At 48.9% G+C, this 25,652-nt stretch carries 17 protein-coding genes and 1 tRNA gene; 8 read left to right on the top strand and 10 right to left on the bottom strand.

The window, feature by feature from the left end; genetic code table 11:
• Window positions 1-555 precede the first annotated feature (555 nt).
• From EJL04_RS15170 to EJL04_RS15160, 3 genes are all read right to left on the bottom strand, one after another.
• Window positions 556-1,140, bottom strand: a complete 585-nt coding sequence (locus EJL04_RS15170; RefSeq protein WP_125105558.1) for a septal ring lytic transglycosylase RlpA family protein — start codon at window positions 1,138-1,140, stop codon at window positions 556-558.
• 16 nt (window positions 1,141-1,156) lie between these two features.
• Window positions 1,157-2,500, bottom strand: coding sequence for an NADP-specific glutamate dehydrogenase (gene gdhA, locus EJL04_RS15165; RefSeq protein WP_021855223.1), 1,344 nt, complete (start codon window positions 2,498-2,500; stop codon window positions 1,157-1,159).
• 230 nt (window positions 2,501-2,730) lie between these two features.
• Window positions 2,731-4,017 (bottom strand): O-acetylhomoserine aminocarboxypropyltransferase/cysteine synthase family protein, encoded by a 1,287-nt coding sequence (locus EJL04_RS15160; RefSeq protein ID WP_021855224.1) that lies wholly within the window; start codon window positions 4,015-4,017, stop codon window positions 2,731-2,733.
• 616 nt (window positions 4,018-4,633) lie between these two features.
• Here EJL04_RS15160 and EJL04_RS15155 point away from each other — a divergent pair.
• The 5 genes from EJL04_RS15155 (at window position 4,634) to EJL04_RS15135 (ending at window position 13,343) form a co-directional block, all read left to right on the top strand.
• Window positions 4,634-5,506 (top strand): PepSY-like domain-containing protein, encoded by an 873-nt coding sequence (locus EJL04_RS15155; RefSeq protein WP_125105557.1) that lies wholly within the window; start codon window positions 4,634-4,636, stop codon window positions 5,504-5,506.
• 361 nt (window positions 5,507-5,867) lie between these two features.
• Window positions 5,868-6,077: a hypothetical protein gene (locus EJL04_RS15150; protein WP_021855226.1), complete on the top strand. Its 210-nt coding sequence runs from the start codon at window positions 5,868-5,870 to the stop codon at window positions 6,075-6,077.
• A 9-nt stretch (window positions 6,078-6,086) separates the two neighbouring features.
• Window positions 6,087-9,056 (top strand): PEP/pyruvate-binding domain-containing protein, encoded by a 2,970-nt coding sequence (locus EJL04_RS15145; RefSeq protein WP_125105556.1) that lies wholly within the window; start codon window positions 6,087-6,089, stop codon window positions 9,054-9,056.
• 864 nt (window positions 9,057-9,920) lie between these two features.
• Complete coding sequence (locus EJL04_RS15140) at window positions 9,921-11,750, top strand: MutS-related protein (RefSeq protein ID WP_125105555.1); 1,830 nt, start codon at window positions 9,921-9,923, stop codon at window positions 11,748-11,750.
• Between the two features lie 582 nt (window positions 11,751-12,332).
• Complete coding sequence (locus EJL04_RS15135; protein ID WP_021855229.1) at window positions 12,333-13,343, top strand: class II fructose-bisphosphate aldolase; 1,011 nt, start codon at window positions 12,333-12,335, stop codon at window positions 13,341-13,343.
• Window positions 13,344-13,977: 634 nt separating this feature from the next.
• Here EJL04_RS15135 and rodA read toward each other — a convergent pair.
• The 7 genes from rodA to EJL04_RS15100 form a co-directional block, all read right to left on the bottom strand.
• Entirely contained in the window at window positions 13,978-15,447 is a 1,470-nt protein-coding gene (gene rodA / locus EJL04_RS15130; RefSeq protein ID WP_125105554.1) for a rod shape-determining protein RodA, read from the bottom strand.
• On the bottom strand, window positions 15,428-17,281 hold the full coding sequence (gene mrdA, locus EJL04_RS15125) for a penicillin-binding protein 2 (protein ID WP_021855232.1): 1,854 nt from the start codon (window positions 17,279-17,281) through the stop codon (window positions 15,428-15,430). Before mrdA ends, rodA begins: the two co-directional genes overlap by 20 nt.
• A 27-nt stretch (window positions 17,282-17,308) precedes the next feature.
• Window positions 17,309-17,809 (bottom strand): rod shape-determining protein MreD, encoded by a 501-nt coding sequence (gene mreD / locus EJL04_RS15120; RefSeq protein ID WP_021855233.1) that lies wholly within the window; start codon window positions 17,807-17,809, stop codon window positions 17,309-17,311.
• A 16-nt stretch (window positions 17,810-17,825) separates the two neighbouring features.
• Window positions 17,826-18,689 (bottom strand): rod shape-determining protein MreC, encoded by an 864-nt coding sequence (gene mreC, locus EJL04_RS15115; RefSeq protein WP_021855234.1) that lies wholly within the window; start codon window positions 18,687-18,689, stop codon window positions 17,826-17,828.
• 3 nt (window positions 18,690-18,692) lie between these two features.
• Window positions 18,693-19,715 (bottom strand): rod shape-determining protein, encoded by a 1,023-nt coding sequence (locus EJL04_RS15110; protein WP_021855235.1) that lies wholly within the window; start codon window positions 19,713-19,715, stop codon window positions 18,693-18,695.
• A 110-nt stretch (window positions 19,716-19,825) separates the two neighbouring features.
• Window positions 19,826-20,419 (bottom strand): IMP cyclohydrolase, encoded by a 594-nt coding sequence (locus tag EJL04_RS15105; protein ID WP_021855236.1) that lies wholly within the window; start codon window positions 20,417-20,419, stop codon window positions 19,826-19,828.
• Window positions 20,420-21,490: 1,071 nt separating this feature from the next.
• Window positions 21,491-21,564, bottom strand: a tRNA-Met gene (locus EJL04_RS15100).
• A gap of 130 nt (window positions 21,565-21,694) precedes the next feature.
• Here EJL04_RS15100 and EJL04_RS15095 point away from each other — a divergent pair.
• The 3 genes from EJL04_RS15095 to EJL04_RS15085 all read left to right on the top strand — a co-directional run bounded on the left by EJL04_RS15095 (window position 21,695) and on the right by EJL04_RS15085 (window position 25,551).
• Window positions 21,695-22,093 (top strand): START-like domain-containing protein, encoded by a 399-nt coding sequence (locus tag EJL04_RS15095; RefSeq protein ID WP_021855238.1) that lies wholly within the window; start codon window positions 21,695-21,697, stop codon window positions 22,091-22,093.
• 303 nt (window positions 22,094-22,396) lie between these two features.
• Window positions 22,397-24,316, top strand: a complete 1,920-nt coding sequence (locus EJL04_RS15090; protein ID WP_082335109.1) for an LptF/LptG family permease — start codon at window positions 22,397-22,399, stop codon at window positions 24,314-24,316.
• A gap of 26 nt (window positions 24,317-24,342) precedes the next feature.
• A complete protein-coding gene (locus EJL04_RS15085) occupies window positions 24,343-25,551 on the top strand; it encodes a bifunctional 3,4-dihydroxy-2-butanone-4-phosphate synthase/GTP cyclohydrolase II (RefSeq protein WP_021855240.1) in 1,209 nt (402 codons plus the stop codon).
• Window positions 25,552-25,652 lie beyond the last annotated feature (101 nt).

Genomic DNA, 25,652 nt, shown 5'->3' with positions numbered 1-25,652 from the left:
ATTCCCAAAAAACTTACACCTGAAGAGCGAAGATCTATCACTTTTTGAAGATATTGACCCTTTTGTGATTTATTTTTCCTCATAATTATTTTATTTATGAGTCAACTTTTTTCAGGGTAAGACAATGTCCTCTTCTAAATTTTAAGAACTTAAACAGGGTATATCTTGATAAAGCCCAAATTGGGTATTTGATTTTTGAGTGAAATCTCTTCGGTTAAGCAGACAGCTGTTGAGGCTTGGCTCTGTTATTCGATGAATAGAATATTATTGTGAAATTTAAGGCATGCATTTTGTACTTGACGTATGCCGGTATGCACATATTGCTTGTATTGCTGCGTGCTCGGTTATGCCATATTGTGGCTGAAAATATTAATATGTGATGAGTTGTGATGAGTTGAGAATGCAACTCGTCACACTGTATGTTGTTGAATACGAATGTGTTACGTGCAGATGTGATGAGTGACGTTTCTCTTTGAAAAACTTTTTCTGTTGCGTGTGCGTTGCGAGTTTTGCCGTGTAAGCCACGCGTTATGCATACGGGACACATAAGTCAGACTATTGTTTTTTGTTCTTCTTGTTATGTTCCTTATGTTCTTTATGCTTTTTGTTTTCCTTATGTTTCTTGTCTTTTGGCTCCTTGCCTTTGTGCTCTTTGCCTTTCTTGCTGTTCGTCTTGCTTTGCTCTGTGCTGTTTCTCATCCATTCCGGCGTGAAGTCGTCGTCCTTCTCCGTTATCTCATAGTCAAGTTCGGGCAGCTCAATTTTTTTCTCGTTTCTGAACGGAACGCCCTTCTCCTCTTCATATTTTTCCACCCTGACCATGGCCACGCCAGCCCTTATGATGCCTATCTCCTTTGCCGCGGCGTATGACAGGTCGATAATGCGATGACCGCTGCATCTGTCGGCCACTCTCACGACAACGCTTTTGCCGTTTTTAATGTTTGTAACCTTCAGCATGGTGCCCAGTTCGTATTTCTTGTGGGCGCAGATGAGGCTGTCTCTGTGGTATCTTGTGCCGTCGCTCATCCTCCGTCCATGCAGACGGTTAGAATAATAGCTGGCCATACCTTTCTCCTGTGCCGGGAGAAAAGTATGGCCAAGCCATAAAAATGTAATTATGAGAATTATTCTGTTTATCACTTATATCTCTAAGGTATTAGATAATACCCTGCTCGAGCATAGCCTGAGCCACCTTCATGAAACCTGCGATGTTAGCACCCTTAACGTAGTCGATAGTGCCGTCGGGCTGTGTACCATATTTAACACAAGCCTCGTGTATGCTCTTCATGATGAAGTGGAGCTTAGCGTCAACCTCTTCAGCTGCCCATCCTAAGTGAGCTGCGTTCTGTGTCATTTCAAGACCAGATGTTGCAACACCACCTGCGTTAACAGCCTTACCAGGAGCGAACAGTATGCCGTTAGACTGGAATTCGTGGATAGCTTCAGGTGTACATCCCATGTTAGATACCTCGCAGCAGCACCATGTACCGTTAGCGATAAGTTCTTTAGCGTCGTCACCGTTCAGCTCGTTCTGGAATGCGCAAGGAAGTGCGAGGTCACACTTAACAGACCATGCTTTCTTTCCAGGAGTGAATATAGCCTTGCCAGGGAATTTGTCTGCCATCATAGAAACCTGGTTGCGGTTAGAAGCGCGCATTACCAACATGTAGTCGATCATGTCCTTTGTGATGCCTTCAGGTATCTCGCATACGCCGTCCGGACCAGATATTGCGATAACTTTTGCACCGAGTTCAACAGCCTTTGTTGCAGCACCCCATGCTACGTTACCGAATCCAGACAATGCAATTGTCAGACCCTTGATGTCTTTGCCAGCCTTGTGGAGCAAGTGCTGTGTGAAGTAGAGAGCACCGAAACCGGTTGCCTCAGGACGAAGGATAGAACCGCCCCATGTAGCACCCTTACCTGTTAACACACCTGTGTTGTATTCGCGAGCGAGCTTTTTGTACATTCCGTACAAGAAACCGATTTCACGTCCGCCAACACCAACGTCACCTGCAGGAATATCTGTGTCAGGACCGATGTTCTTCCAAAGTTCGAGCATGAATGCCTGGCAGAAACGCATGATTTCAGCGTCAGACTTGCCTACCGGGTTGAAATCAGAACCACCTTTACCGCCACCCATAGGCAGAGTGGTCAATGCATTCTTGAATGTCTGCTCGAAGCCTAAGAATTTAAGCATAGATACGTTTACAGCCGGGTGGAAACGCAAACCGCCTTTGTACGGGCCGATAGCGCTGTTGAACTGAACGCGGTAACCGAGGTTGTTCTGTACCTCACCTTTATCGTCAACCCATGTTACACGGAATGTGATGATACGCTCAGGTTCTACCATTCTTTCAACAATCTTGGCTTTCTCAAACTCAGGATGCTGATTGTAAGTGTCTTGAATTGATTCCAACACTTCTCTTACGGCTTGTAAGTACTCTTTTTCGCCCGGATGCTTCATTTCCAGGTCTTGCATTATTTTCTGGACTTCCATAGTATATGTTTTTAGTTAAACTAACATTGTGTCGTTTTCTTGATGACAAATGTAGTCTTTTCTTGTGTAACTGCCAAGGAAAATCCAATTTATTTGATATATGAAACTTACTTTTTGTACTTTTTTACATTATAATTGGCATTTTTGCCCCCTAATGGCTAAAAATAAGCGGAGGCAACATGTGTTACAATGTCGCCTCCGCTGTTGTCGCTATATGAAAAATGTAACTTTTAGTCGATTTTCGACAGAGCCTGCTTCAGGTCGTCAATGAGGTCGTCGGCATCCTCGATACCTATCGACAGACGTATCAGGTCGGGGGCTATGCCGGCTTCTTTCAGCTGCTGTTCGCTCAGCTGGCGGTGTGTGTGGCTTGCCGGATGCAGCACGCATGAGCGGGCGTCGGCCACGTGTGTGGCTATGTTTATAAGCTCGAGCGAGTCCATAAACTTTATTGCTGTGTCGCGGTCGCCCTTCAGTCCGAACGACATTACGCCGCATGAGCCGTTGGGCAGGTACTTGCGGCCCAGCTCGTAGCTTGCGTCATCCTTCAGTCCGCAGTAGGTTACCCATGCCACGTGCGGGTCATTGTGCAGAAACTCTGCCACCTTCTGGGCATTGGCGCAGTGCTGGCGCACGCGCAGCGCGAGTGTCTCGAGCCCGAGGTTGAGCAAGAAAGCATTCTGCGGCGACGGTATAGAGCCGAGATCGCGCATCAGCTGTGCCGTGAGTTTGGTCATGTAAGCCATCTTGCCGAAGGCCTTTGTGTATGTAAGTCCGTGGTACGACTCGTCGGGAGTGGTCAGTCCGGGGAATTTGTCGGCATGTGCGTCCCAGTCGAAGTTGCCGCTGTCAACCACGCAACCGCCCACCTGTGTTGCGTGTCCGTCCATATATTTAGTGGTAGAGTGGGTAACTATGTCGCATCCCCATTCAAACGGGCGGCAGTTTATTGGTGTAGCAAAGGTGTTGTCTATGATGAGAGGCACGCCGTTCTTGTGGGCGATGCGTGCAAACTTCTCAATGTCGAGCACCTTGCAGCCCGGGTTAGATATTGTTTCGCCGAACAGAACCTTTGTGTTAGGTCTGAAAGCCTTCTGTATTTCCTCCTCGCTGCTTTCGGGGTTGACGAAGGTGCACTCTATGCCGAGCTTCTTCATCGTTACGCCGAACAGGTTGTAGGTTCCGCCGTAAATTTCGTTTGACGTTACGATATGGTCGCCTGCCTCACAGATGTTGAACACGGCGTAGAAGTTGGCAGCCTGACCTGACGATGTAAGCATAGCGCCGACGCCGCCCTCAAGGGCAGCAATCTTCTTTGCAACATTGTCGTTTGTCGGGTTCTGCAGGCGTGTATAGAAATATCCTTCCTTTTTGAGGTCGAACAGCATTGCCATCTCTTCGCTGTTGTCATATTTGAATGTGGTGCTCTGAACTATCGGCGGCTGCACCGGTTCGCCGTTTTTAGGTTCCCATCCTCCGCGCACGCAGAGTGTAGACGGTTTCAGATTTTTCTTCATCTTTCCAGTTTTGTTAGTTTATATATGTTATGCTTTTTTGTTATCCTCTATGCAGCGGCCTGTTGCTGAGGGCCTGTCTTCAGCGGCATAATGATGTGCCGCTCATGTCCAGGGGCCGTTCTGCCGGGTTGTTACCTATTGTTTGCTTTGTCGTCGCCGTTGCCTTATTGTCAGCATAAGTGTGCTTATGTCTGTCAAAATGCCATGTGCGTTGCTTAAAATACAATGACATTTAAACGGTATGCACGCTTTGTCTTACATGGCTGACAGCTGAGTTAAGTGTTGCAAAGTTAGCATAAAATTTTGATTGAACGAATATTCTATGGCTTAATTGACTTTTGTTATGATGCGTTTACGCATTACTAATATTATAATAAGGTGTAAATGCCGCCGCATGAACTTTTCGCTGCTTATGGCCGGATAAAATAAAAAAAGCAGAAAATAATCTCATATTTTCCTGATTTTTCAGATTGTTTTCAGATTCGGTTGCTTTATTTGCAAAAAACAAAGGGAGAATATATGCCGCGCGGCGATGTTGCCTAGGGGCAGACAAGGCTCCTCTGAGAAAAATAAATGTAAAAAAGAAACAACAGTATAAACAGAAAAAAGGATTATTATGAGAACAATTGATTTTTTGAAGATGACAGCAATCTGCGCTTTCGGCGCACTGGTTACAACATCCTGCAATGACGACGACGATGACGACAAGGTTCAGGTGCCTGGCGTTGTGCAGGAAGCCTTCAGTCAGAAATATGCCGGAGTGCAGCATGTAGAGTGGGAGATGGAGGCCAACGGATATCTCGTTGCCGAGTTTATCAAGGACAGCAAGGAGCATGATGCATGGTATATGGGCGACGGAACATGGATGATGACCGAGGTTGACCACGGCCGCGACCTTACGGCTCTGCCGCAGGCTGTGCAGGACGGATATGCACTTACGGTGTATGCGCAGCAGCAGTGGACTGTGGACGACATCGACGAAATACAGCGCAAGGGCTATGAGACAATTTACAAGATTGAGGTGGAAAAAGCCGGACAGCCCGACCACGACCTCTACTTTGACATAGCCGGAACACTGTTCAGAGACGTTCAGGACCAGGACGACGACCGCAACGAAGGACTGCTGCCGGGACAGATGCCAGCCGAAATACAGGCTTATGTAGACGCCAACTATGCAGGAGCCATGGTGGTTGACTTTGAGAAGGAGCGCAACGGATACGAGCTTGACATCCGCCACGGCGGCAAGAGCATAGAGATACGCTTTGACAGCTCATACAACTGGGTGCAGACTTCAACCGACTGCAAGAGAGACATTCCTGCCAACATTCTTGCTGCTGTCAACGCCGCATATCCCGGAAAGGTTATAGACGACTGCGACTATATCGAGACAGCTGCCGGAGAGGCTTATTATCTGATTGATCTCGACAACTATGACAAAGACCTTAAGGTTACCGCCGACGGCGCTATAACCGAGGTGATAGATTACTAAATAATTTTAACGCTGCGGGCGGGGGCACATGTTTGTGCCTCCGTTCGTTTTTTAGTGGGATAATGTCAAAAAACTTTGATATTGTTTCACTCTTTTCTTACTTTATTAGTATCTTTGCGGAAAAAGACTTTTAACCCAAATCGTTATTAGTATTCGGTCAGGATTTTGCTTAATATAGAGCGGCTTTTCGTTAGATTTATTTCAGGCATAGCGTGCTATGTCAAGAAGAAGCCGGCAAAAAGACGCCAATAGAGACAAAAATACGGGCTGAAAGCATGAAAGCACAAAATAGGTAAAGCTATGTGCGGTCTAATGACCGGTTGGGGTTTAATCTTGTCTAATCTGAGAAAGACTGTAAAGTATGGGCTTGTTTAAGTTTTATTCGCATTTAGCCAAGCCGGTGGCACGTCGCCGTGAGCTGTTCCTGCTGCTTTTGGGCGCAGCCATGCCAGCCCTGTTGCTGCTGCCTTTTGTCGGCAGTTTCAGCCTGTTTGTCATTATTCTCATGTTCTGGTGCATGCTTGTAGCCACGCTTTATTGTCTTTATAAGGAGAAAAAACATAATAACTGACATAACGATATGAGCGAAAACGAGCCACAGCAGTGGAAAAAATTTTATCTGAAGGATGTGTCGTTCATGAACCTTATGACACATCGCATATTCAATGTGCTTATAGTTGCCAATCCGTATGATGCCTTCATGCTTGAGGACGATGGCCGTGTTGACGAAAAGATATTCAACGAATACACCGAGCTAGGTCTTCGCTATCCGCCGACGTTCACCCAGGTGAGCACCACGGAGGAGGCTGCCGAGGTGCTGGCCTCTACCAGCATCGACCTCGTGATATGCATGCCCGGTAATGCAGACAACGACGCCTTCACGGTGGCACGTTCCGTAAAGGCAAAGTTTCCCGACATTCCCTGCGTCGTTCTTACGCCCTTCTCTCACGGCATAACGCGCCGCATGGTCAACGAAGACCTGTCAATCTTTGAGTATGTGTTCTGCTGGCTGGGCAACACCAACCTGATTTTGTCCATCATAAAACTGATAGAGGACAAGATGAACCTTGAACACGACATTGCCGAGGCAGGCGTGCAGATGATTCTGCTCGTGGAGGACAGCATACGCTTCTACTCGTCTTTGCTGCCCACTCTCTACAGTTTTATCCTCGCCCAGAGCCAAAGCTTCGCCACGGAGGCACTCAACCCCCACAGCGCCGCGCTGCGAATGAGGGGCAGGCCTAAGGTGGTGCTGGCAAGAAACTATGACGAGGCTATGGAGCTCTACACGAAATACCGCGACAATACGCTCGGAATAATCTCTGACTGCCGCTTCCCGAAGGGCGAAGAGAAAGACCCCGAGGCCGGACTGAAACTGCTCCGCGAGATAAGGAAGGACAACGAATACATACCGCTGATACTGCAAAGCAGCGAGAGCGAAAACCGCAAGAAGGCCGAGGCCGAACGTTTCCTGTTTATTGACAAGAACTCAAAGAAGATGAACCTCGACCTGCGCAGACTCATGGAGGAGCACATGGGCTTCGGCGACTTCATATTCCGCGACCCGAAGACGCACGAGGAAGTGATGCGCGTGCGCACGCTGAAGGAGCTGCAGGACAACATTTTCAAGATTCCTTACGACTCGATGCTCTATCACATATCCCGAAATCACATGAGCCGATGGCTGTGTGCCAGGGCGATATTCCCCGTTTCGGAGTTTCTGAAGAACGTTACGTGGCACAAACTGCAGGACGTTGACCTTCACCGCAAGATTATCTTTGAGGCCATTGTGCAGTATCGCCACATGAAGAACATAGGCGTCGTGGCCGTGTTCGACCGCGGAAAGTTCGACCGCTACGCCCACTTTGCACGTATCGGCGACGGCTCTCTTGGCGGAAAAGGCCGCGGACTGGCCTTCCTCGACAACATAATAAAGAGCCATCCTGAGTTTAGCGAGCGCGAAGGCGTCAAGGTGTCGATACCCAAGACGGTGGTGCTCTGCACCGATGTGTTCGACAGGTTCATGGAGAGCAACAACCTCTATCAGATAGCCCTGAGCGATGCCAGCGACGAGGAAATACTGCACCACTTCCTGAAGGCGCAGCTTCCGGACAAGTATATATCAGACTTCCTCACCTTCTTCGAGGCAACCGACCGTCCTATAGCCATACGTTCGTCGAGCCTGCTCGAAGACTCTCACTATCAGCCCTTTGCCGGCATATATTCGACATATATGATACCGAAGCTCGACGACAAGTATCAGATGCTGCAGATGCTTGCCGCCGCCATAAAGAGTGTGTATGCCTCGGTCTACTATCGCGACTCGAAGGCATACATGACGGCCACGAGCAACGTGATAGACCAGGAGAAGATGGCTGTCGTGCTGCAGGAAGTGGTCGGCAAACAATACGGAGACCGCTATTATCCTAATATATCAGGCGTGTTGCGTTCCATCAACTATTATCCTGTAGGCAACGAGACATCAGAGCAGGGCATTGCGAGTCTTGCGCTCGGACTGGGTAAGTATATCGTAGACGGAGGACAGACGCTGCGCGTAAGTCCGTATCATCCTGACCATGTCATGCAGACAAGTAAGGTGGAGCTTGCGCTTAGTCAGACGCAGACACAGTTTTATGCTCTTGACATGAAGGATGTAGGCGACGACTTTAAGGTTGACGACGGATTTAATATTCTCAAGCTTGACGTGTCTGATGCCGACAAGGACGGTGCCCTGACATACATAGCCTCTACTTTCGATCCTTATAACAACATGCTGCGCAAGGGGGCGTATGATGAAGGCTGGAAGGTGGTTTCGTTCTGCGGCGTCTTGCAGAACGGGGCTTTCCCGCTGCCCGAACTGATGCAGATGGCTATGAAATACGGAGCCGAGGGCATGAGGCGTCCGGTTGAGATAGAGTTCGCATGCAATATAAACAACGACCGCACGGGAGAATTCTATCTGCTGCAGATGCGTCCTATCGTAGACTGCAAGCAGATGCTTGACGAAGACTTGACCAAGATTGACGACAAGCGATGCCTGCTGCGTTCTCACAGTTCGCTCGGACATGGCGTCAGCAACGAGATAATGGACATAGTATACGTTAAGGCAGACGAGAATTTCACGGCGGCAAACAATCCGCTCATTGCAAGTGAAATAGAGCATATCAACCATAAGTTTGTTGAAGAAAACAGGAACTACATTCTTATCGGACCGGGCCGCTGGGGCTCGAGCGACTCATGGCTTGGCGTTCCCGTAAAGTGGGCATACATCAGTGCTGCCTGTCTGATTGTTGAGGCCGGACTGGCAAACTATCGCATCGATCCGAGTCAGGGCTCACATTTCTTCCAGAACGTAACAAGTCTTGGCGTTGGCTATTTTACCATTGACGATTACAAAGACGACGGTATCTACCGTAAGGATTTGCTCGACGCCATGCCGGCAGTGTACGAAACGGAGTTTGTGCGCCACGTGCGCTTCAGCCGTCCGCTTAAGATAATGATGGACGGCATGAAGCAGGAGGGCATCGTTCTGCTGCCTGAAGATGACTGACGCTTACTTTTTATTATTATATCGCGGCTGTTCCACTTAGCGGTGGGGCAGCCGTTTTTTTTGTGCTGTCATGTGTTATGGAGGTGCCTGTATGCACATTTGTTAGACGGTTGCGTATTTGCTTCTGATAAGTTCCATGTGTCGTGAGAACAGAAAACTTTGCGGTCTGAACAAACCGGTTGAGCCCCTGAGACGGCAGTATTTGAAATCGGAATGCATTTTGGCGTGAAAACGGCAGAAAATGTGCAGTTTCTGTAATTCTCTGATATGTAGTGCTTTACGGCGTTTATTGTGGCTTGAGAAACAGAAATTCTGCCTATCCCGTTGTGAAATGCAGTCTTTTACATGGCAAAACATGGCCTTTTATGTTATGAAAAGCAGTGGATTGCAGTGTGAAAACATATCTTTTTGAGCGTAAAACGTCTTTTATGTGTTAAATACATTAACCTTTCTGCCTTTTGATGTCAAATGCCTTAACATTTCGTAAGACTTGAATTTCTATTTCGTCAGAAAACTTTGTAAAAGTTTTTCTTGCCCTTTCTGTCAGCCTGCTCCTGTATGTTCGGTGGCACGTATTGGCTGTTTGTAGTGTCATGGCATGACGTAACGCTTTCATTAAGTAAACGTCAGGCCGGATAAAGGCTGTTGTAAGTCTGCCTGAATGATGCTGAAAGACAAATGAAAGCATTATGGCGCCTGGCGGATGAAAACAATATTAGGCCGGGAGTGCAGATAGGGGTTTAACTCTTTTTACGTAGGCAGATGCCCCGAAAGCCGCGTTAAAGCATTATTTTTGCAGTGAAATTAACGCCGTTCTGGCAAAACCGAAGACATAATAATAACAATAAAAAGAAAAAACAGAATATGGACAACAGACAAGAGTTTTATTCGCGGCAGGTAGAAAGCCTGTCGGCCATGATACAGCGGCTGAAGCGCAAGGGGCGCACCTATGTGGCAATGGAGCTTGTAACGTTTTGCCTTGCCGTGCTGGCCTTTGTGTTCTTCTGTCTGCGCGGACTGCCCTTAGGTCTGCTTTGCCTTGCCGTGGCGTTTATGGCAGCCTATGTAGTGGCTCGCCGTGCCGACGTGCGCAACAGCGAGACCACCGACATGCTGCGCCGCCGGCGCCAGGTGTATGAGAAGGAACTGAGCTATCTGCGCGGCGACTACAGCTGCTTTGGCAGCGGAAGCCGCTACATCGACTCGTCGCATGTGTTCACTTACGACATGGACGTGTTCGGCCGCGACTCGCTCTTCAACCGCATTAACCGCACGGTAACCACCGGCGGAAGCGACTTTCTGGCTTCATCGTTCCAAAGTCTGCTTAAAGACAAGGCTGAGATAGAGGCACGCCGCCGCGCCATAGCCGAACTGGCGGGCATGGAGAGCTGGCGCACGGAATTTCTGGCGCTCGGTCAGCGCCTGGCGTCGGACACAAAGAAGAAGGGCGAAGCCATAGACACGGCGATGATAAACCGTGTTGTAAGTGAGATTAGCGCCATGAACATTGCTCCTCAGGCAGGCAGCATGCTTGCCCTCGTGGTGGCATGGGCCGCCATAGCAGGCTTCATTGCCGTTATGGTATTGGCAATAGTGGGCATTGTCCCGTCGTCGCTTGCCGTCATGTGGGGCGTGGTGCAGATGTTCCTCGTCATAGCCCTCAACATGAGGTCGCTGCGCCAGATAAGTCGCGCCGTCGAGAAGCTGCACGCACATCTGCACGACTATATCGGACTGATACGCCACATAGGCAGTGAAGAGTTTGAGAGCGAATGCCTGCGCGACTTGCGCAACAGGCTGACATCGGGCGGCGACGGCGCGCTGACTTCGTTTGGAGAGCTGTCAGATATTCTGAAAAGTCTCGACCGCCGTGGCAACTTCATCGGACTTATTCTGTTCAACATGTTTGCCCTGAGCGACTTTTTCCTCGTGCGCCGTTTCCTCAGATGGCAGCGCCACTATATGGAGCGTATAGCCGACTGGACCGGATGCGTGAGCCAGATCGACGCTCTTGTGTCGATGGCCGTATACAGCTACAACGAGCAGCAGGCTGTGGCGGCAGAGGTGGTTGAGGCAGACGGAGTGGTGTATGAGGCCAAGGGCATTTATCATCCCTTCCTCGGAGCCAAGGCCGTGCGCAACGATTTCACCATTGATGACGGCAACTATTATATCGTAACCGGTGCAAACATGGCCGGCAAGAGCACCTTCCTGCGCTCTATCGGCGTCAACTACATTCTAGCAATGAACGGAATGCCCGTGTTTGCCGAGTCGCTGCGCGTGTCGGTGTTCAACCTTTTCAGCAGCATGCGCACCGCCGACGACCTGAGCCGCGGCATATCCTACTTCAACGCTGAGCTGCTACGTCTGCGCCAGTTGATAGAGAGCTGCAAGCATGCAGCCCGCACGCTGATAATACTCGACGAGATTCTGAAGGGCACCAACTCGCTCGACAAGCTCAACGGTTCGCGTCTTTTCCTTCAGGAGATATCCCGCCTGCCCGTGTCAGGCATAATAGCCACCCACGACCTCGAACTGTCGAAGATGGAGGACGACGCCCCGTCGCGCTTCCACAACTGGTGCTTTGAGATAGAGCTGGGCGGCAACATAACCTACACCTACAAGATAACGCCCGGCGTGGCACGCAACCAGAACGCCACGTATCTGCTTAAGAAGATAATCGAGGAGATATAGTTCCGTTTAAGGAGTTAAAGTAGTTAGAGGAGTCAGAGTAGTTAAAGTCATTAGTATTCAGGTTATGTCCGGTTTGTAAAGATAGCAGAAAATTTATTGAAATATATCAACAAAACCAATGACTTTAACTACTCTGACTCCTCTAACTACTTTAACTCCTCGCCTTAAATATTGATTTAAATCAACAAATCACTGTTATATTGCATTTTATACACTCAAAATATTGCATATTAGTAAAAAATCCGTACCTTTGCATCGTGTTTTTCATAGTATTAGATTTAAGGTTAACAAGGTTGGAGTACAGCGGTACTCCTTTTTTTATGCCCTTATCTAAATAACCGTCTTTTAACAGTTTTGCTTCCTTTATGTTTTTATGCCGCGGCACATGTCTGGCATTCTGCAATTAATTGTAAAACTCACATTGCAAAATATTATGCCGTTTTTGGGCAATGTACAATTAATCTGAAAATTCACCGGAATGCAACACTAAAAGTTGGATTATTCTTTTGTATTGAGAAATTAAAATACTAACTTTGCGCTGTGTAACAGAACGTTTATTTATAAAACATAAAAAAAGGTATTATGGTAAGTTATAAGACACTAGGCTTGGTAAACACCCGCGAGATGTTTAAAAGAGCCATTAACGGCGGTTACGCCATTCCGGCATTCAACTTCAATAACATGGAGCAGCTTCAGGCTATCATCAAGGCTTCTTCAGAACTGAAGTCTCCGGTAATCCTGCAGGTTTCTAAAGGTGCGCGCAACTATGCCAACCAGACACTGCTCGAGTATATGGCTCAGGGTGCTGTAGAGTATGCTAAGGAACTTGGCTGCGCTCATCCTGAGATAGCACTTCACCTTGACCACGGTGACAGCTTCGAGCTTTGCAAGAGCTGTGTAGACATGGGCTTCTCTTCTGTTATGATAGACGGTTCTGCCCTGCCTTATGACGAGAATGTTGCTCTTACTAAAAAGGTTGTTGAGTATGCTCATCAGTATGACGTTACTGTAGAGGGTGAGCTCGGTGTGCTCGCCGGCGTTGAGGACGAGGTTGCTTCTGAGGTTTCTCACTATACAAAGCCTGAGGAAGTTATCGACTTCACAAGCAAGACTGGCGTTGACTCTCTCGCTATCTCTATCGGTACAAGCCACGGAGCTTACAAGTTTAAGCCGGAGCAGTGCACACGCGACCCGAAGACTGGCCGCCTGGTTCCTCCTCCATTGGCATTCGATATTCTTGATGCTATCATGCAGCAGCTTCCCGGATTCCCAATCGTGCTCCACGGTTCTTCTTCAGTTCCTCAGGAGTATGTTGACATCATCAACCAGTACGGCGGCAAACTGCCTGACGCTGTTGGTATTCCTGAAGAGCAGCTTCGCAAGGCTTCTAAGAGCGCCGTTTGCAAGATTAACATCGACTCTGACTCTCGTCTGGCTTTCACAGCTGCTGTTCGTAAGACATTGGCTGAGAAACCTGCTGAGTTCGACCCGCGTAAATACTGCGGACCTGCACGCGACCTCATGGAGGAAATGTACAAGCACAAAATCACAAACGTGCTCGGTTCAGACAACAAGCTGGCTCAGCTCGACTAATTCTGACATTCGGCACATTAAGAAATATAAGTGCATAGATATTTATAAAAGTGAAAATTCCATAGTGAATTTTCACTTTTATTGTTTTCAGCCCTACCTCTCATCCCATTTCCCGACATTTATAATTGTTGATATCTTGCGGGATATGCCGTAATGCTGGCATTACTTTCATTTGTATATATGCTGCTATTGTTTGTAAAAGGCGCTAAACCGCATTGTGAAACGTGTGCTTTTGCATGCCGGAATACGTCCTTTTGCGTTGCGAAAGCTATGCTTTGGCATAGGCTGTGGCCAGTGTCGGTTTAATTGAAAAATATTTTTCTTAGAAACTCATCACTCATCACAAGCGCCATTAACGTTTTGACAGTCAGTGAGATATGGTGTGATGAGTTGAGGCTTCAACTCGTCACACTCTAAGATATTGAGATCCAATATGTTAAGCACTTATGTGATGAGTGATGAGTTTTTAAGAAAATTTTTTTAGTTAAAGTCTGTCCTGATTCTTGTTTCTGAGAAAATATAAATGCGGCATCACGTACCTGTTGTGCGTAATGCCGCATTTGTTGCTTTTATAATATATTTATGCGCATATAGCCTCGACGGCTTGTTGCCGTGGTTATAGCGGTTTTCTGCGTTATGTCCTTATCAGGTTGCGTCCCGCGTCAATTCTAAGGAAAATGAACAGCAGTATGGTGAAGCCCCATAATGACGAGCCTCCATAGCTGAAGAAGGGCAGGGGGATACCTATGACAGGCGTAAGACCGAGCACCATGCCCACGTTGATGAACACGTGGAAGAGGAATATGCTCAGCACGCAGTAGCCGTAGACACGGCCAAACTTGAACGGCTGCCGTTCGGCCATCTTTATAAGGCGAAGTATGAGCGCAAGGAACAGCAGCAGCACTCCTGCCGAACCGAGGAAGCCTTCTTCTTCTCCCACGGTGCAGAAGATGAAGTCGGTGTCCTGTTCGGGCACGAATTTCAGTTTGGTCTGTGTGCCGTTCAGGAATCCTTTGCCTTTCAGTCCGCCCGAGCCGATGGCTATCTCGCTCTGGTGGACGTTGTATCCCGCTCCGGCAAGGTCTTCGTCGAGGCCAAGCAGAACGTTGATACGCACCCTCTGGTGGGGCTCCATGATATTGTTGAGCACATAGTCGGCCGAATAGAAGAAGGCTATTGAGCCGATTGTGAAAAGCAGAATATAAAGATAGTGCTTTATGCGCCTGTTCATCCATAGGTAGACCAGATATCCCACAAGACATGCGCTGACAGCCAGCTGCACCCATACGATGTCGAACGGGATGACGAACACGGCGAAAAGAAGCGCAAGGAGAGTTATGCCTACAGAGTAGACAAGTATGGTCAGGGCCTGCTGCTTGTCCTTGCAGTAGACGTAGACCATGCCCGACGTGAATATCTGTACGAGCAGCAATACGGCAAACTTGCCTATTGATGTCGTAGTGTCGAACATCAGAGCTTCCTCGTAACGTATGCCCACAACGAAATAGATAACCATTGCAACGCCCGTGAACAGTACGCTGCCGGTCATTCCCTCGCGGTAGAACATGAGGAAGAAGGATATGTAGACCAGTGCCGAGCCTGTTTCTTTCTGTGCCACGATGAAGAGCATCGGCAGCAATACCACCGCGAAGGCGGCCGCCATGTCTTTCCATCTGTGCATGTTGAAGCCGTATGTGCTCATAAGTTTCGACACGGCAAGGGCTGTGGCAAACTTGGCAAACTCGGCAGGCTGCAGTCGCAGCGGGCCAAGCACGAGCCATGAGCGCGAGCCTTTTATCTCGTGGGGGTTGAATATCGTTGCAAACAGCAGCAACAGCAGTATGGCGTATATGATATAGGCGAACGTGTCGTAGAAGCGGTCGTCGAGCATCAGCAGCACGAAGCCGAGGCAGATAGACGTGCCTATCCACACTATCTGCATGCCCGAGCGTGTGCTCAGACTGAATATGTCGGTGTCTCCGTAGGTATAGCTTGCACCGCACACGCTCAGCCAGCCGAACGCCAGCAGAGCCAAATATATGCCTATCGTCCACCAGTCGAGCGAACGAAGTACGCTTGGTTGTTTATCTGTTTGCTGCCCCATAACTTATACGTCTGCGCTGGAAGTCGGTCGCCCTCTTCTCTGATTCGGGCGAGAGCTTGCCTTTGATATACTGTTCCATCATAAGTGCGCCGATAGGCACACCATAGTCGGCGCCGAATCCGCCGTTTTCAACATACACGGCGATGGCTATCTTAGGATTGTTCATCGGCGCGAAGCCCATGAATATAGAGTGGTCTTGTCCGTGGTTCTGTGCCGTACCGGTCTTTCCGCACACCTCATAGTCGGCCCTGTCGGCGGCGCGGCAGGTTCCTCCGGTTACTGCACGCCTCATGCCTGCCACGATATATTCGTATGCCCTGCGGCTGGCTTTTGTGTAATGTTTCTCTCTGAACTTGGCTTCAAGCTGTTCGCCTTTCACCTTCTTCACCACGTGCGGTGTGTAGAAGTATCCGCGGTTGGCTATCGTTGCCCCAAGGTTGGCTATCTGCAGCGGCGTAAGCAGCACCTCGCCCTGTCCTATGGCGATGCTGATTACGGTCAGGGCATTCCATGAACCCCTGTATGCCTTGTCGTAATATTGTGCGTTTGGTATCAGGCCTCGTTTCTCTCCGGACAGGTCGATGCCCAGTTTGTAGCCGAATCCCATGCTCACCATGTAGTCGCGCCATGTGTTCATGCCTTCCTGTACATTCTTGTATTTCTTCCTGTTGCCGAGCATATAGTAGAGTCCCCAGCAGAAGTAGCCGTTGCAGGATGTTCCTATTGCTGGTACAAGGCTTATGGGTGAGGCGTGGCCGTGGCATCCTACGTGGAGTCCGCGGCAGTAGAATCCGTGGTGACAGGGGAACGATGTGCCCGGGCCGATTATGCCTTCGGTAAGGAAGGTGAGGCCTTGTGTGGTCTTGAATGTTGAGCCCGGAGGATACATACCCATGATTGAACGGTTGAGCAGCGGCTTCCACGGGTTGCGTGAGAGCATGGCGTGCATCTTTCCGCGCTTGCGTCCAGTTACCGTCCTCGGATCGTATGTAGGCGATGATACCATGCACAGCACCTCGCCGGTGGACGGCTCGATGGCCACGATGCTGCCTATCTTTCCCTCAAGGAGCCTCTCGCCCAGTGCCTGCAGCTTTATGTCGAGGCTCAGAGTGAGGTCTTTGCCCGGCACAGGCCTGCGGTCGAACTTTCCGTTCATGTAGCTGCCCTGTATCCGTCCGTGGGCGTCGCGCAGCATTATCTGCACGCCCTTCTCGCCGCGCAGCTGCTTTTCGTATGACTTCTCCACGCCCATCTTGCCTATGTAGTCGCCGGGCTGATAGTAGGAATCTTCCTCTATGTCGGCTGCCGACACTTCAGCCACGTCGCCAAGTACGTGTGCGGCATACGGCATGGTGTATTGTCTTACGCTTCGGCGCTGTACGTAGAAGCCCGGAAAACGGTAAATCTTTTCCTGGAATACGCTGAACTCTTTTTCTGACAGCTGGCTCATGAAGAGCTGCTGCGTGAAGCGTGAGTAGCCGGGATTCTTGTTGCGGTCTTTTATCTCCTCCATTCTCTTGATGAAAAACTCTTTTGTTATGCCAAGAGAATTGCAGAATTCGGTGGTGTCGAGTCTTCCTTTCTCCTCGTTCATCACCACCATTATGTCGTAGGCATTCTGGTTGTATACGAGCAGTTTGCCGTTTCTGTCGGATATGACGCCACGCGCCGGAAACTCAACTTTCTTGAGGAAAGCGTTGCTGTCGGCGTTTTTCTTGTAGTCGTCGCTCATTATCTGCAGCGTGAAAAGGCGTATGATGTAGACGGTGACTATGAATATAGCCACTCCCGCAATGACATAACGTCTGTATTCAAGTCCGTATTCCTTGTCCATAATCCGGCCTTTCCTGCTTTTAGAACATTATCTTTTTCTGACGTTTTCGATTACAATTATAAGGATTACGGTGAGCACGGTGCTTCCACCGATGTTTTTGAGCCATTGCAGCCAGTTGAAGAAGTTGAACGACTCAATGGTGAAGAATATGATGTTGTAAGCGAAAACGCATATTATTGTGTAGTAGATAAATTTTGCCATGCCCAGCGATCTTATCGTAGGCTTGAGGTCTTCAGGCGAGTCACGCTGTATGAACAGGTTGAGGACGTATGGCTGCATCAGGCCGAGCAGTGTGGTCGACGTTGCCGCCACGCCCGGAGTGTTGGAGAAAATGTCGATGCAGAGGCCTGTGAAGAAGCTCCAAAGCAGTGTGCCCCATCGGGGATAGTCGTGTCTGAACAGCAGTATGAAATATACATACAGCAGCGGCGTGGCGCAACCGAACAAGTTGATGTGGTTGAGCACCAGGGCCTGTGCCAGACATAGGATGATGAATGTGAGAAACTGTTTTATTATTTCTATGTTCATTCTGTTGTCGTTATCCTTAGTTCTGCTTTATTTTTAATGAGTCTTCAGCCGAGCGGAGCAGGTTGATGCGCTCCTCCATTGCCGAATTGTCAATGATGCATACGTCGCGGATGTTGCCGAAATCAGTTGTAAGACGCACCTGTATTCTGTAAGAGAGTCCGTCGTGCGAGTTGTATACGTGCAGTATCTGTCCTACGATAATGCCCGGAGGGAATATCGAAGAGTAGCCGCTCGTCTCAACAAGGTCGCCGAGGCGGAAGTGTGCGTGGCGCGGGATGTCGTCTACATAGGCCAGCTCTGCCGCACCGCCTGTCCAGTGCAGATATCCGTAATAGCCGCGCTTCTTGATGGTGACGCTGATGTTCGACTTGGAGTTGAGCACCGGTATGACCACAGAATAATGCTCTGACACCATGTAAACTACGCCCACGACGCCGTTTCCACAGGCCACGCCCATGTCCTTGCGCACGCCGTCGGCCGAGCCTTTGTCAAGGGTTATAAAGTTGTCTCTCTTGTCGATAGAGTTGGTTATAACCTTTGCCGGTATGAGCTTGTAGTCTTTCAGTATCTCCATCTGTGCGCGCTGAAGGCGTGTAGAGTCGCCCGTGTTGCTCTTTATCTGTTCAGACAGCTTCCTTACTGTCTGCTCGAGATAAAGGTTGCGCGTATTGAGTTGCTGGTTTATCTTTGTCAGGTTGAAGAATGTCTTCACTGCAGCGTCCCATTCGTATACCTTTCCGGTTACGGCATTGGCCGACGAGAAGAACACGCTGCCCTGATAGCTGTTGAATCTGAACAGCAGCGTCAGGCTGATAACTTCAAGTATGACAAAGAGAAACCAGTGGTTATATTTCGCAAGAAATTCCAGTAGGTTGCGCATGGCTTATCTCATCAAGAACGAGAAGCGGTCAACGTTCTTCAATGCAATACCCGCTCCTTTTGCTACGCTGTGCAAAGGATCGTCGGCCACGTGGAACTGGATGTTAATCTTGTCGGTGAGACGTTTGTCGAGACCTCTGAGCAGTGCGCCTCCTCCGGTGAGGTAGATACCGTTCTTTACGATGTCGGCATAAAGCTCAGGCGGAGTCTTCTCGAGAGCAGAGAGCACGGCGTTCTCTATCTTGGCGATGGTGCGGTCAAGACAGTGGGCTATCTCCTGATAGCATACGGGCACCTCCATAGGCAGGGCCGTAATCTTGTTAGGTCCGTGTACTACATAGTCTTCGGGAGCTTCTTCTCCAAGGTCTGTCAGTGCCGATCCTACGTGTATCTTGATGCGCTCGGCCATACGTTCGCTGACCTTGACATTGTGCTGGCGGCTCATGTACTCCTGAATTTCGGCAGTGAGGTCGTCGCCGGCAGTGCGGATAGAGTTGTTCGACACGATGCCTCCGAGAGAAATTACGGCAATCTCGGTGCTTCCGCCGCCGATGTCGACAATCATGTTACCTTCGGGAGCTTCAACGTCGATGCCGATGCCGATGGCAGCAGCCATAGGCTCGAATATGAGGTAGACGTCGCGTCCGTCGGCATGCTCGGCAGAGTCGCGCACGGCGCGCAGCTCAACTTCGGTTGAGCCAGACGGCACGCCTATCACCATGCGGAGTGAAGGCGAGAAGAAACGTCTTCCGGTGTGTACCATCTTGATAAGTCCGCGCATCATCTGCTCACAGGCAGTGAAGTCGGCTATGACGCCGTCGCGCAGCGGGCGTATCGTGCGGATGTTGTCATGAGTCTTCTCATACATCATCTTAGCCTTTTCGCCTACGGCTATCATTTTGTCTGTGCGGCGGTCGAGCGCTACTACAGACGGCTCGTCAACAACAATCTTGTCATCACTGATAATGATGGTGTTGGCCGTGCCGAGATCCATTGCGATCTCCTGGATAAAAGAAAAAAATCCCATTACTTGATAAAGTTTATAGCTATAAATATAATTTTATTGTCTCTTCTTGAAGTCTTACGTCTTTCGCCCTGCAGGGCGAAAGACGTCGAGCGGATTGTCTTGTCTGTGTCTTATTTTTCAAACCATTCGTGAATGGCGGTGTCGTAGTGGCTGCTTACGCCGAAGGCGCGTGTAGCCAGCATGCGGCGGTCTTCGATGTCGGTCTGTGCGCCCTTCTTGTTGAGGATGTCGAGCAGCACGCCATATTCAGCCTTGCTGGGCACGATCACCACGTCTTTGAAGTTCTTTGCTCCGGCGCGTATCAGAGATATTCCGCCAATGTCTATCTTTTCGATTATGTCGGCCTCAGAAGCTCCGCTTGCAACGGTCTGCTCGAAAGGATAGAGGTCTACGATAACCAGGTCGATTTCAGGTATTTCATACTGCTTCATCTGCTCCTGGTCGCCTTCGTTGTCGCGGCGGCCGAGGATGCCTCCGAATACTTTGGGGTGAAGAGTCTTCACGCGTCCTCCCAGGATAGAGGGATATGTCGTTACGCTCTCTACGGCCTGGCATTCATATCCGAGCGACTCGATAAACTTCTGTGTGCCGCCTGTAGATAAAAACTTTACTCCTTCTTCGTTCAGCTTAGCCAGCAGCTCGTCGAGTCCGTCTTTGTGAAACACGGACACGAGTGCGGTCTTGATTCTTTTTGTTTCAGCCATGTCTTTAAAAATTATCTGTTTTTTAGAGTGCAAAGTTACTAAAAAACGTTGATTTTACAATATATTTCAACCAAAAATTATAAATGTTTTGATTTAGGACAATAAATGCGGGCAGTGCATGGTGTTTTGGCGTTTGAAATGTGTCTCGCCGGGTTTTGCCGGGCCTTTCCGGCTTTGGCTGCGCCGGACTTGTCTTTTTGCGGTATGCTGCGTCATGTCCGTATCGTGTTTTGCGTGTATGTTATGGCACGTTGCTGTGCGTCTTATGGCCTGATACCGAGTGATTTGGCAGTCTTCCGTCCGTGTGCTTTGATGCTTGATTCTGCTCCGGCTGTTGTCTGCCTGCGGTCAGGTTCTGTGTCGTAGGGTGTAAGCATTATGGCTGTTTTATGGTGCAATGTGTCATTGTGATTTTGTACGCGTTTCTGCTCGAAATAGAATTTGTGCAGCCGTTGTTTTGCGGCTTGTTCGGAATTTTCTTTACGAAACAATGCAAAAGCATAGGTTTCACATTTCCGTTTGATGCCTTTCGCTTTGTAAAAGGCAAGTTTTCGCGTCCGTATTGACCGGCTTTTGTTGCTTGAAATGTGGATTTTCGTGCTGCTTTCCGGTGATTTTTTGTTGCACATTTTATCTGTGTCATTCGTATCGTCCGGTATTACAGTGCTTTATGATTGCACACGATTTGCGCGTTATTTTAAGCCGTATGCGTGTCTGTTTCTGAAAGGCTGAGTTCTGGAGCCTTATTGTAAATCAAAATGCAAGCGTTTTGGGGCTTATTCTGTCAATGTGTCGTGTGCTGCCGTGGCTTGTCTGATAGTGATTTGCCTGTTACTGCTTGATTTGGTTGTCTGTTGTGGTCGTCTTGTCTTGTTGTCTATTTTGTGCTTTGTCTGCTTCGGGGTTTCTTTTGTGTGAGCGGCAACTTGTTTTACGTGCAGGCTTTGTCTGTTCATGCGTTGACCGGTTGCCGGCCTTTTTTTGTTGGTGCGTGTGGGGATGGTTGGGGCTTAAATCGGCTTAAGAGAATATAAAATAAAAGAGCCGCAACGTCTGTTGCGGCTCTTGTTGTAGCGGGGGTGGGACCCGAACCCACGACCTCCGGATTATGAATCCGACGCTCTAACCAGCTGAGCTACCCCGCCATCATTTTTCTTTGCGGTTGCAAAGGTAATACAATTTCTTTAAACACCAAAAAATATTTCAACTTTTTATCAAAATCTTATGCGAAAGACGTAAATTTGTGGCAAATAACCAATGAAATGCCTTTAAACTATGGAGAAAAACAAAGTAAACATTGAACATGAGCTGCGTTCTAAGTCGGCCGGATTTATATGGTCGATGCTGAGCACGCCTGAAGGATTGGCCAAATGGCTTTCGGATGAAGTGAGGCTTAATGGCGATTTGTTTACCTTCACATGGGGTAACGTGTGGAGCGACCATGAGATAAGAACTTCGGCTGTGATAGACAAGAAGAAGTTCGACTATATACGCTTCAGATGGTGTGGCGAGGAGTATAAGGACACGTATTGGGAGCTGAAAATGAACAAAAGTGACGTAACGGGTGATTTTGTCCTGATGATAACCGACTTTGCCCCCGAGGGCGAAAAGGATACCGTGGTGGATATCTGGCAGGCAAATCTCAGTGCGCTTAGACGGGCTACGGGGCTTTAGAAGCTTCGTAGCCTTTGTTTTTTGCGTGTCCGTCATCCCGCGTAGCGCGGCTTCGCGGCTCTCGCCGGCATATTGTTTCATGCCGGTGTCCGTGGCTTTGGCATGCCGTTTGCATGCGCTTTTAGGGCGCGGTGCTGTGCCTTGTGCTGTTGACTGCTTTGCGTTGCGGCATGGCAGGATGGCGGTGCCATATACATCTTTTATTAAATAAAAAACGCAAAACGTTGTGGTTTGTGATATTTTTGTGCTAATTTTGCAAGCTGGTAAATCTGCTGTATAAATGTCAGAATTAGCATAAAAATGATTCTTAGAGTCAAAAAATTAGATAAATTTATCGCAAAACAGTTCGGACTCCTCTTTGTCGGAACGTTCTTTATATGTCAGTTTGTGCTGATGATGCAGTTTCTTTGGCGCTATGTCGACCAGCTCATCGGTAAGGGTCTGACCATGGACGTGCTGGCCCAGTTCTTCTGGTATATGAGTCTTATGCTCGTGCCGCAGGCGCTTCCGCTGGCCATCCTGCTTTCGTCGCTTATCGCCTTCGGTAACTTGGGCGAGAGCAGCGAGCTTACGGCCATCAAGGCTGCGGGCATATCGCTTATGCAGGCGTTCCGCTCGCTTGTGGTCATCGTCATATTCATAGCCTTGGGCTCTTTCTATTTTCAGGACGTAGTGGCTCCGAGCGCCAACATGTCGTTCTCGAGACTGCTCCTTTCCATGAAGCAGAAGAGTCCCGAACTGGAGATTCCCGAGGGTATATTCTATGACGGCATTCCGCAGTGTAACCTGTATGTGCAGAAAAAGGACATAAAGACAGGCATGCTCTACGGTGTGATGATTTATAAGATGACCGACAGCTATGACGATGCCGCCATAATTCTGGCCGACTCGGGCATGCTGCAGTCTACGGCAGAGAAAAAGCATCTTGTGCTTACGCTGCACAGCGGCGAATGGTTTGAGAACATGAAGTCGCAGGAGTTTTCGGCAGGCGTAAGCGTGCCTTATCGCCGCGAGACCTTTGTCAAGAAGAGGATAGTGCTCGATTTCGATGCCGACTTTAACGTTGCCGACGCAAGCGCGCTCTCGAACAACGCACGCGGAAAGAGCATCGGACAGATCAACCGCGACGTCGACTCGCTTAACCACGTGTACGACAGTGTCGGCCGTGTGTTCTACAAAGATGCCAAGATGTCGTATTATTCTCCCGTGGCTGTGTCAAAGAAAGACTCTCTGAGAGCCGTCAAGATGGCCGGGACAAAGACTTACAGCTTCGACTCTGTCTATTCGAGACTTTCTGCCGACAGAAAGCTTGAGGCTGTTGATGCGGCCCTCAGCAAGGTGCAGCGCGAAATGAACGACCTCGACTTTAAGGGCATGATAACGGCAGACGGCGACAAACTTATACGACAGCACAAGATAGAGGCCATCAACAAGTTTACATTGTCGCTTTCGTGTCTGATATTCTTCTTTATCGGTGCGCCCCTGGGCGCCATCATCCGTAAGGGCGGACTTGGCGTTCCGGTGATTATCTCCGTGCTGGTGTTCATCGTGTATTACATTTTCGAGAATACAGGCTACCGCATGTCACGAGGCGGTATGTGGGCAATCTGGTTCGGTAAGAGCATCGCTACGGCAGTGCTTACGCCGCTCGCAATATTCTTCACATACAAGGCCAACAACGACTCTGTCGTGTTCAATCTCGATCTCTACCGCAACTTCTTCATGAAGATATTCGGACTCAGGATAAAGCGTGCCGTGTTCAAGAAGGAGGTTATAATAACCGATCCCGACTATGCGGCCGACTCGGCAACTCTGACCGAAGTGAACCGTGAGATTGGCGACTATGCCCGCGAACACAATCTTTGGCTTGCGCCTAATATAATTAAGGTGTTCTTCAAGTACAGACCTGACCATACAATCGAGGAAATCAACGAGAAGATTGAGACTGTCATCGAGGATTTGTCGAACACGAAGGACAAGGTGATACTTTCATGTCTTAATGCCTATCCTTTCATGGCAGTAAAGGCGCATACGCGCCCGTTCGACCGCAAATGGATGAATGTGGTTGCGGCAATCATCGTTCCGGTGGGCCTGTTCCTCTATTTGCGCATGTGGCGCTTCCGTCTGCGGCTCATGCGCGACCTGAAGGTCATCAGACAGACCAATGATGCCGTGATAGCACGTATAGAAGAGTTAAATAGCTCAGGCACGTCAAAGGCCTGATATATATAATAAGGTAAACGCTGTTTATGGAAAATTTAAAAATTAATACAATCGAAGAAGCTCTTGAGGACTTCAAGAGAGGCGAGTTTGTAATTGTCGTAGACGATGAAGACCGCGAAAATGAGGGCGATCTTATTATTGCCGCTGAAAAAATTACAGCAGAGAAGGTTAATTTCATGCTGAAGCATGCTCGTGGCGTGCTCTGTGCGCCGATAACGATAAGCAGATGCGATGAGCTTGACCTTCCGCGTCAGGTTGTAGAAAACACATCTGTGTTGGGCACTCCTTTCACTGTTACAGTGGATAAGCTCGAAGGCTGCTCTACCGGTGTGTCGGCTCACGACAGGGCCGAGACAATCAAGGCTCTTGCCGATCCGGAGGCTACGCCAAGGACATTCGGACGCCCTGGCCACGTAAATCCGCTTTATGCACAGGACAACGGCGTGCTCAGAAGAAGCGGACACACGGAGGCAACAATAGACCTCTGCAAGCTCTCTGGCCTTTATCCGGCAGGTGCGCTGATGGAGATAATGAACGACGACGGTACGATGGCACGTCTTCCGCAACTCGTGGAGTTCGCAGCAAAATATAATCTTAAAGTCATAACAATTAAGGACCTCATTGCATACAGACTGCAGCGCGAGTCGCTGATAAGCGTAGGCACTATGGTGGATATGCCGACTGAATACGGACATTTCAAGCTTGTTCCGTTCCGTCAGACCAGCAGCGGACTCGAGCACATGGCCCTGATAAAGGGTGAGTGGAAAGAAGACGAGCCTGTGCTCGTGCGTGTTCATTCTTCATGCGCCACCGGAGATGTATTCGGAAGCATGCGCTGCGATTGCGGACAGCAGTTGCACAAGGCAATGCAGATGATAGAGAAAGAAGGCAAGGGCGTGCTGATATATATGCAGCAGGAAGGACGCGGCATAGGACTTATGAACAAAATTGAGGCCTATAAGCTGCAGGAAGAAGGCCTTGATACCGTTGATGCAAACATACATCTCGGATTCAAGCCCGATGAGCGCGACTACGGCTGCGGCGCGCAGATGCTGCGCAAGCTCGGCGTGCACAAGATGCGACTTATCACCAACAATCCTACAAAGCGTGTAGGCCTTGAGGCTTACGGCCTTGAAATTGTTGAAAATGTTCCAATCGAAATAACGCCTAACGAGTACGATTATAAGTACTTGAAGACCAAAAAAGACCGCATGGGACATACTTTACATTTGTAATTGTAAAAAAAACATTTGTAAAAAAATCATTTTAATAATTGGAATAAAAATATAACATCATTTATTTTTATAGAACGAATAAATTGCTTAAATTTGCAGGA

The sequence above is a fragment of the Prevotella marseillensis genome, assembly GCF_900625065.1.
Taxonomy (GTDB): Bacteria; Bacteroidota; Bacteroidia; order Bacteroidales; family Bacteroidaceae; genus Prevotella; species Prevotella rara.
Note: the sequence above shows the minus strand (reverse complement) of the source record. Positions and strands in the feature narration are given on the sequence as shown.